The organism is Hydrogenophaga sp. (assembly GCF_051007235.1).
In the GTDB taxonomy this organism is placed as follows: domain Bacteria; phylum Pseudomonadota; class Gammaproteobacteria; order Burkholderiales; family Burkholderiaceae_C; genus Hydrogenophaga.
The window spans coordinates 1-7,704 of sequence record NZ_JBPCSJ010000401.1 but is presented as its reverse complement, the minus strand read 5'-3'; the positions used below and the strand labels follow the sequence as shown (position 1 = coordinate 7,704).

The 7,704-nt window shown below is 68.8% G+C and carries 10 protein-coding genes; 2 read left to right on the top strand and 8 right to left on the bottom strand.

From position 1 onward, the window contains the following. Window positions 1-120: 120 nt before the first annotated feature. The 8 genes from ACR2JA_RS14385 to pqqA all read right to left on the bottom strand — a co-directional run bounded on the left by ACR2JA_RS14385 (window position 121) and on the right by pqqA (window position 5,445). Window positions 121-645 (bottom strand): hypothetical protein, encoded by a 525-nt coding sequence (locus tag ACR2JA_RS14385; RefSeq protein WP_434009766.1) that lies wholly within the window; start codon window positions 643-645, stop codon window positions 121-123. A 13-nt stretch (window positions 646-658) separates the two neighbouring features. Beyond that, complete coding sequence (locus ACR2JA_RS14380; RefSeq protein WP_434009765.1) at window positions 659-1,270, bottom strand: hypothetical protein; 612 nt, start codon at window positions 1,268-1,270, stop codon at window positions 659-661. Further along, complete coding sequence (locus ACR2JA_RS14375; protein WP_434009764.1) at window positions 1,245-1,991, bottom strand: hypothetical protein; 747 nt, start codon at window positions 1,989-1,991, stop codon at window positions 1,245-1,247. The genes ACR2JA_RS14380 and ACR2JA_RS14375 overlap by 26 nt, the downstream gene beginning before the upstream one ends. Beyond that, window positions 1,988-3,145, bottom strand: coding sequence for a pyrroloquinoline quinone biosynthesis protein PqqE (gene pqqE / locus ACR2JA_RS14370; protein ID WP_434009763.1), 1,158 nt, complete (start codon window positions 3,143-3,145; stop codon window positions 1,988-1,990). Before pqqE ends, ACR2JA_RS14375 begins: the two co-directional genes overlap by 4 nt. After that, window positions 3,129-3,392, bottom strand: coding sequence for a pyrroloquinoline quinone biosynthesis peptide chaperone PqqD (gene pqqD / locus ACR2JA_RS14365; protein ID WP_434009762.1), 264 nt, complete (start codon window positions 3,390-3,392; stop codon window positions 3,129-3,131). The genes pqqE and pqqD overlap by 17 nt, the downstream gene beginning before the upstream one ends. Before the next feature lie 126 nt (window positions 3,393-3,518). Continuing rightward, complete coding sequence (gene pqqC / locus ACR2JA_RS14360; protein WP_434009761.1) at window positions 3,519-4,253, bottom strand: pyrroloquinoline-quinone synthase PqqC; 735 nt, start codon at window positions 4,251-4,253, stop codon at window positions 3,519-3,521. Window positions 4,254-4,379: 126 nt separating this feature from the next. After that, a complete protein-coding gene (gene pqqB, locus ACR2JA_RS14355) occupies window positions 4,380-5,297 on the bottom strand; it encodes a pyrroloquinoline quinone biosynthesis protein PqqB (RefSeq protein ID WP_434009760.1) in 918 nt (305 codons plus the stop codon). A gap of 73 nt (window positions 5,298-5,370) precedes the next feature. After that, on the bottom strand, window positions 5,371-5,445 hold the full coding sequence (pqqA, locus tag ACR2JA_RS14350; protein ID WP_068167214.1) for a pyrroloquinoline quinone precursor peptide PqqA: 75 nt from the start codon (window positions 5,443-5,445) through the stop codon (window positions 5,371-5,373). Between the two features lie 125 nt (window positions 5,446-5,570). Between pqqA and ACR2JA_RS14345 the strand changes: the two genes are divergently transcribed. Further along, the gene (locus ACR2JA_RS14345; protein WP_434009759.1) at window positions 5,571-6,602 is read left to right on the top strand and encodes an alpha/beta fold hydrolase; all 1,032 of its coding nucleotides are present in this window, start codon (window positions 5,571-5,573) and stop codon (window positions 6,600-6,602) included. After that, window positions 6,599-7,591: an MBL fold metallo-hydrolase gene (locus tag ACR2JA_RS14340; RefSeq protein WP_434009758.1), complete on the top strand. Its 993-nt coding sequence runs from the start codon at window positions 6,599-6,601 to the stop codon at window positions 7,589-7,591. Before ACR2JA_RS14345 ends, ACR2JA_RS14340 begins: the two co-directional genes overlap by 4 nt. Window positions 7,592-7,704: the final 113 nt, after the last annotated feature.

The window sequence follows — 7,704 nt, the reverse complement described above, 5'->3', positions numbered from 1 at the left end:
CGGAGCGCGTGTCCCCAGACCAGTCGTCCCGTGGAACCGGCTTTGCCGGGCCACAGGGACGGTCCCCCTCTCGCCGAAGGCGAGAGAGGGGGAAGACGCGAAGCGGCGCAGGGGGTGTCATCACTTCTCCGGCAGTTGCGCGCGTGGAAGATCGCGCAGCTTGATCTCGACCTTGTCGTTGCTCGCGGGCCTCAACCAGGCCAGGCCCCCCTGGCCCCGGCGGGGTTCGGTTTCGCCCAGCTGGGTGTTGCCGTCGCGCGCCTTCTTGACGCCGTCGCCCAGGATGCGGTGCAGGTCTTTTTCGTAGGGCAGCCTGAAGGCGCGGGGCATGGCCAGCGGGGCGTTGTCCTTCATGGGGTGCACCCAGAGGTAGATCGCACCCGGGTGGCCGCGCCCGGGGCTGGGTTCGTCGAACACGGCCGAGAGCAGCACGAACTGGCGCGGCAACTCGTCTTCGGCCGGCCAGCCCGAGACGCCCTTGAACGTCTGGTGGCCAAACGCGTAGAAGCCGCTGACCAGCAGCACCAGAGCCGCCTTGAGGCCCCAGTGCCAGCGCGTGCCCAGGCACAGCACCAGCAGCAAAAAGGCCAGCAGTGCGTAGACGATGACGAGCAGCAGGAGCTGGGAGGAAACGGCAGGGATCATCGGTGGAAGCGTTTCATAAACCCGTGCGTTGCACGATGGTCTTGGGGTTGGTGTTGAGATCGGTGACGCCGCCGGTTTCGTCCAGCGTGAAGCGGATCAGTGTGCGCTCGTCGCCCTTGCGCGGGATCTGCTGGGTGCCGGTGAACACGATCTCGGCCTGCGGGTTGATCTTGACCACGGTCACGCTCACGTCCACCGGCTGCTGGTCGCCGCTGTCGTAGTAGTGGGCGTTGACCACGTATTCGCCGGGCACGATGCCGCGCAGGGTGACGATTTCCTGCCGGATCGGGCTGCTGAACTCGCGGCCGTTGACGAGCACGCTGCTGTTCTTGGCGCCGCGGTCGTCGCGGTCCAGGTGCAGCAGGCCGGCGTCGCGCTGGCGAAACCACAGGGTCTTGCCACCGGGCTCCATGACCCAGGTGTCGACGTCATTGGGGTTGCCGTCGGGCCACGACACGGTGACCATGAACTCGGCCTTGGCCGGCACGTCGCCGGCTTTGCGCGCGTTGGGGTTGAAGGCCAGGATGGCGATGACGAAACAGAAGACGAAGGCGATCAACATGTTGAACAACATGTCGTAGAACGGATCGGTTTCGGTGTCACGGACCGGTCGGCCGATCGCCATCGGGCGTTCCTTGAGGTGCGGCGTCGGCGGCCAGTGACAGCGCCAGCGCGTCGGCCACCAGCGCGTCGGCAAAACGGTCCAGCCGCATGAGCTGCAGGCCGAGCAGGATGTTGCCGGTCAGGCCGGTCACGGTGGTCAGCAGCGCGATGCCCAGGCCGCCGGTCAGGCTCTTGAGCAGCTGCGCGCTCTGGCTGGGGTCGAAGCTCTCCATCTGGCCCAGGTTGAGCGCGAGGATGGAAAAACCGATCACCTTGCCCAGCAGGCCCAGTTTGAGCTGGATGCCGTTGAGCCACCAGGCCATTTCGTGCGCGCCGTGGGCCCGCTCGCCCAGCACCTGCAGCCACGCGGCGCGGTCGGCGCCGGGTGGCGCCGTTCCGCGAAGAAAAGCGCCGCACCAGCTGCCTTCGCCGTGGGGCGCCTGGTCCAGCGCCGCGCGCTGGCGGCCCAGCACCCAGGCGCGGTGCCCCGCCCAGCCTGAGCTGCCCAGAAACAGCAGCACGATCACCAGGGTGAGCCGCGTCGGATCGGCTTCGACCAGGCGGTGCCAGGCACCGGCCTGCCACAGCAGCAGCGCGGCAAAGCCCAGCAAACCCATGAAGGCCAGCCAGAGCAGGAACAGGCCCTGGTCGGCGCGCTCCAGATTCAGCGTGGGCCGGGAAGCGCCGGGCATGCGCCGCACCAGCAAGGCGCCGAACATGCGTTGGGTGCTCGTGCTGCTCATGGGGTGGGATGCAAGGCTTTCGATTCCGCATCGCTGCGGAACACGATGGGGATGTTGCGGCGCTTGGGCGCATCGCGCACCACCGCCACCACCTTCTGATGGTGGGCCGACTTGCTGCACACCGGGTCGGTTTCGGCCGGATCGCCGGTGAGCAGAAAGGCCTGGCAGCGGCAGCCGCCAAAGTCCTTGTGGCGCTCGTCACAGCTGCGGCAGGTGGGCTTCATCCAGGCGTCGCCGCGGTAGGTGTTGAAGGCGTTGCTGCGCTGCCAGATGTCGGCGATGGACACGTCCTTCACGTTGGGCAGCTGCAGGCCCGGCAGGTCGCGCGCGTTGTGGCAGGGCATGGCCAGTCCGTCGGGCGCGATGGACAGGAACACCGCACCCCAGCCGTTCATGCAGGCCTTGGGGCGCTCTTCAAAGTAGTCGGGCACGACGAACAGCACGCGGGTCTTGTGGCCGTCGGTCTTCGCGTCCTGCTCGGCGCGGAAGGCGTTGACCTCGGCCTCGGCCACCTTGAGCTCGTCGGCCGTGGGCATGAGGTGGTCGCGGTTGATCCAGGCCCAGCCGTAGTACTGGGTGTTGGCCAGTTCCAGGTACTCGGCTTCGAGCGCCACCGCCATGTCGATGATCTTGCGCACGTGCGGCAGGTTGTGCCGGTGCAGCACGCAGTTCATCACCATCGGCCAGTCGTGCGCCTTGATCAGCCGGGCCACGCGCTGCTTGAGATCAAACGTCTTGGTGTGGCTGAGGAAGTCGTTCAGCTCCTGGGTGGAGTCCTGGAAGGACAGCTGCACATGGTCGAGCCCGGCGTCCTTGAGCTTCTGTGCACGCGCGGGCGTGAAGCCCACGCCGGAGGTGATGAGGTTGGTGTAGTAGCCCAGGCGGTGCGCTTCCTGCACCAGCTCTTCCAGGTCGTCGCGCAGCAGCGGTTCGCCGCCCGAGAAGCCCAGCTGCGCTGCGCCGAGCTTTCGAGCCTGCGTCATCACGTCCACCCACTGCGCGGTGGTCAACTCGTCCCTGACCTGCGCGTGGCGCGTCGGGTTGTAGCAAAACACACAGTGCAGCGGGCACTGGTAGGTCAGCTCCGCCAACAGCCACAGCGGCGGGCCGGCGGGGATGGGGGCGGCGCTCGGAAGCTCAGTCGATCCAGCCACGGCGTTGGCCCTCTTCGAGCAGGTTGAGGACTTCGGGCGCGATACCCTGGGCGTTGAACGTGGCTTCGAGTTCGCTCACGATGGCGTCGACCGATCGCTCACCGTCGCAGCGCTGCAGGATCTCCGCCGCGCTCGGGTTGAGCTGCACCATGCCCTCGGGGTAGAGCAGGACCCAGCGGTCCTGCGCTGGCTCGAACTGCAGGCGGAACTTGCGCGAGAGTTTGGGTAGGGCGGGAAGAGCACTCATATCAGGCGACAGCAGTGGTTCGGAGGGGGAGTCGTTCAAGGCGCACCGTGGAACTGGCTTTGCCAGGCCACAGGTGCGGTCCCCCCGCGTAGCAGGGGGGAAGACGCGAAGCGGCGCAGGGGGGCTTCACGATTGGCAGGCTTTTTCAATCGCGTCGAGCATGGTCCAGAGGATGTCCAGCTTGAACTGCAGGATGTCCAGCGCGTGGTGCTGTTGCTCGCGGGTCTTGAAGTGGTCCAGCGTGACGCGCAGGCCGTGTTCCACGTCGCGGCTGGCCAGCGGGATGCGGCTGCGGAAGTAGCTCAGGCCGTTGGCCTCGATCCAGGGGTAGTGCGTGGGCCAGGTGGCCAGGCGGTCCTTGTGGATCTGCGGTGCGAACATCTCGGTGAGTGACGAGCACACCGCTTCCTGCCAGGGCGCCTTGGCCGCGAAGTTCACGTACGCGTCGCAGGCGAAGCGCACGGCCGGCACCACGTGCTGCAGCGACCACAGCTCTTCGCGCGAAATGCCCACCGCTTCGCCCAGGCGCGTCCAGGCTTCGATGCCCCCTGCGGCGGAACCCTGGTGATCGCCATGGCCGTCGTGGTCGAGGATGCGCTCGACCCACAGCCGGCGGTGCTCGCGGTCGGGCATGTTGGCCAGGATGGCCGCGTCTTTGCGCGGGATGCAGATCTGGTAGTAAAAGCGGTTGGCCACCCAGCAACGGATCTCGTCGGGCGTGCAGCCGCCCGAGTTCATGCGCACGTTGAACGGGTGGTGGATGTGGTAGCTGCGACCCTTGTCACGCAACTGCGCTTCGAACTCTTGCGCGTTCCAGGCGGGCAGGTGGTCGTCGGTGCGGAGGGACTGGGCGATTTCCAAGATCAGGTTCCTACAAGTACGAACGTTAGAGCGAAGTGCCTTGTCCAGCGCACACCGTGGAACCGGCCTTGCCGGGCCACTGGTGTGGTCCCCCTGGAGGGGGAAGACGCGAAGCGGCGCAGGGGGTCATATCTCAATGTCCATGCCGTCGTGGGCGACCTCGATGCCGTGCTGCGTCAGCAAGGCGCGTTCGTCGGAGTCTTCCACCAGCATGGGGTTGGTGTTGTTGATGTGGATGAGCACCTTGCGCACGCCATCGGGCAGGCGGTCCAGCTGTTCGATCATCCCGCCCGGGCCGCTTTGCGGCAGGTGACCCATGTCCAGCGCAGCCTTGGTCGACAGACCCAGGCGCTGCATTTCGTCGTGCGTCCAGAAGGTGCCGTCCACCAGCACCACCGCGCAGCCGCTCATGAGGGTGATCAGCTCGGACGTGACCTCGGCCAGGCCAGGCGCGTAGAAGGCTTTGGCACCCGTGGCGGGGTTGGTCATCAGCAAGCCGATGTTGTCGCCCGGGCGCGGGTTGCCGCGGAACGGCGAATACGGCGGCGGCTTGGACGACAGCGACACCGTCTGCAGTTGCAGGCCGGGCAGGGCAGGGATGTGCACCGCGCTGCCGTCGATGGGCAGTTCCTGGCGCGCCACACCGCAGTAGTGCGAGAGGATGCCGGTGATGGGAAAGCCGCTGGAAATGTCGGAGAAGACCTCGGGCGTGGCCAACAGCGGCAGCGGCGTCTTGCGCTCGCGCAGCATCAGCAGGCCGGTCACGTGGTCGATCTGCGCGTCCATCAGCAGCACGGCGGCAATGCCGCTGTCGCGGATGGCACGGGCGGGCTGCAGGGCGGGTGTGCGCTGGATCTGCGTGAGGATGTCGGGCGATGCGTTGACCAGCAGCCAGTCGGTGCCGTCGGCGCTCAGGGCGATGGACGATTGCGTGCGCGGCGTGGCGCGCAGCGTGCCGCGGCGCAGGCCGTCGCAGTTGGGGCAGTTGCAGTTCCACTGCGGGAAACCGCCGCCAGCCGATGAGCCCAGAACCCGGATGCGCATGGTGATGTGTTCAAAGATTCAAGAAAAAGGCGCACGGTGGAACACGCGTGCGCCTTCATGCGTCAGCCGCCGATCAGCGGTTGGCGATGTACATCGTGATTTCAAAACCGAAGCGCAGGTCGGTGAAAGCGGGGGTGGTCCATTGCATCATTCGTCTCCAGAAAGTGGGTTGGCATGAAAACTGACTGCCGGTCCGACTGCTCCACAGCACCACGAACCGCACCCGCTTCCAGCAATATGAATGCCATTTCGACGCCACCTAGGGAAGACCCCATGCCCACGGCCTGGCCGGCACCGCGCCACCTGGCCGTGGGGCGTGGGCACCGCATGGCCTGGCGCGAGGCGGGGCGACCCGACGGCGAGCCCTGGCTGCTGCTGCACGGTGGCCCGGGCAGCGGCAGCCAGCCCGGCCAGCTGGCGCCGCTGGACCTGCGGCGCCAGCGCGCCATCGCGCCCGACCAGCGCGGCAGCGGGGCCAGCCGCCCGCGCGGGGGCCTGCAGGGCAACCACACGCCGGCGCTGGTGGCCGACCTGGAGGCCTTGCGCGTGCACCTGGGCCTGGAGCGCTGGGCGGTGCTGGCGGGGTCCTGGGGCACGGTGCTGGCACTGGCCTACGCGCAGCAGCACCCGCAGCGTGTGCAGCGTCTGGTGCTGCGCGGCGCGTTTGCGCTCAGCCGGCGCGAAATCGGCGGCCTGCTGTTGCCCACGCGGCAGACCCTGCAGCGGCTCGGCGTCGACCCTGGCTGGCCGGCGCAACAGGGCAAACCGCTGCCGGTGGCGCTGCGCCGGCTGATACAACTGCTTCAAAGTGGAACACCCGGTGTTGCAGCCCTGCGCGTGGCGCGGCGCTGGGCGCTGCTGGAAAGTGACCTGGCCGAACGCGGTTTGCGGCGCGGTGCGCGTCATGCCGCGCTGCAAGGTCGCCCCGGGCTGGCCGTGGCCACGCGCCGCGAGTGGGCGGCGCTGCGGCGGCGTTTTCGGCGCGCCCAGGCGCTGGCGCGCCAGCCGCGCCGCAGCCGGGTCGACCGGCAGGCCCACGCCAAGTACCGGGTGCAGGCGCACTACCTGCGGCACCGGGGGTTTCTGCGGCCGGGTGACCTGGACCGTGCGGTCCAGGCGCTGGCCCGCCAGGGCACGCCGGTGGACTGGGTCCACGGCCGCTTCGACGCGGTCTGCCCGCCGGCCAACAGCCGCCGCTGGGCCGCGCTCGGCGGGCGGCTGAGCTTGCCGCTGAGCGGCCACCTGGGGCACGAGCCCGACCTGCTGGCCGCCCTGCGCGAGCGTGTGCTGGGGGCACCCGCATGAACGCCCTTCGCGCCGTGTGCGCCCTGGTGTGCGGCTGGCTGGCGGGCGTTGCCTCGGTGCAGGCCGCGCCGCGCTGCGCCGACGATGTGCCCTGGCAGCGCGTGGCCGCAGGCGTGTGGCACTGGAGCCCGGCCGTCGAGGCCGAGATCGGTTACGCCAACGCTGGCCATGTGCTGCCCACGAGCGTGGTGCTGCACGGCGCGCAGGCGCTGCTGATCGACCCCGGCCCCAGCCACGCGCACGGCCAGCGCTTGCGGCGTTCGCTGGCCTGCCGCTTCGGCGCCCAGGTGCGCTGGATCGTCAACACCCACGCCCACGCCGAAAACGTGCTGGGCAACTCGGCCTTTGCCGACCAGGTGGCCGACGGCACGGTGCAGATCCTGGCCACCGCGGCCACACGCGCGGGCATGGCGCAACGCTGCCCCGATTGCCTGGCCAGCCTCACGGCCAAGGCCGGCACCGACGCGATGGCGGGCACGAACATCGTGCTGCCCACCCGCACGCTGACCGAGGGCGAGGTGCTGCGCGTCGGCCCGTACCGGTTGCGCGTCCTGCGCACCGAGCAGGGCCACACGGGAGGCGACCTGGTGCTCTGGGACGCACAACGCCGCCTGCTGTGGGCCGGGGGCCTGGTGTACGGCCAGCGCCTGCCCGAGCTGGCGCAGGGCAGCCTGGACGGCTGGCTGGCGGCGCTGGACCGGCTGGCCACGTTGCGGCCACGGCTGGTGGTGGGCAACGTGGTGTCGGTGGCATCCGATGCCAGCACCTTGCCGCCCGCCTTGACCGGCACGCGCGCCTACCTGGGTGCGTTGCGCAGCGGGGTGTTGAACGCCATGGACCAGGGCCTGCAGGCCAGCGACGCGACCACCGTGACCTTGCCCGCGTACAGCGCCTGGGCCGGCCACGCCGAACGCCAGGGCTTTAACGCGCAGCGCGCCTGGCGCGAGCTGGAGCCCAACTGGATGGAGCAGGAATCGCCAGCCAAGTAGGCTGATTCGTAGGAGGTGGTGCTGAGATATGGCCGGAGCGAAGTGTCTCCATCCAGAGATGCGGTGGAACCGGCTCCGCCGGGCCACACGCATCGCCCCATGGGGGGTGACGC

What these genes read in the sequence shown, in the direction of transcription:
- ACR2JA_RS14385 (WP_434009766.1), bottom strand. Translation starts at nt 645, where the DNA reads ATGATCCCTGCCGTTTCCTCCCAGCTCCTGCTGCTCGTCATCGTCTAC.
- ACR2JA_RS14380 (WP_434009765.1), bottom strand. Translation starts at nt 1,270, where the DNA reads ATGGCGATCGGCCGACCGGTCCGTGACACCGAAACCGATCCGTTCTAC.
- ACR2JA_RS14375 (WP_434009764.1), bottom strand. Translation starts at nt 1,991, where the DNA reads ATGAGCAGCACGAGCACCCAACGCATGTTCGGCGCCTTGCTGGTGCGG.
- pqqD (WP_434009762.1), bottom strand. Translation starts at nt 3,392, where the DNA reads ATGAGTGCTCTTCCCGCCCTACCCAAACTCTCGCGCAAGTTCCGCCTG.
- pqqB (WP_434009760.1), bottom strand. Translation starts at nt 5,297, where the DNA reads ATGCGCATCCGGGTTCTGGGCTCATCGGCTGGCGGCGGTTTCCCGCAG.
- ACR2JA_RS14345 (WP_434009759.1), top strand. Translation starts at nt 5,571, where the DNA reads ATGCCCACGGCCTGGCCGGCACCGCGCCACCTGGCCGTGGGGCGTGGG.
- ACR2JA_RS14340 (WP_434009758.1), top strand. Translation starts at nt 6,599, where the DNA reads ATGAACGCCCTTCGCGCCGTGTGCGCCCTGGTGTGCGGCTGGCTGGCG.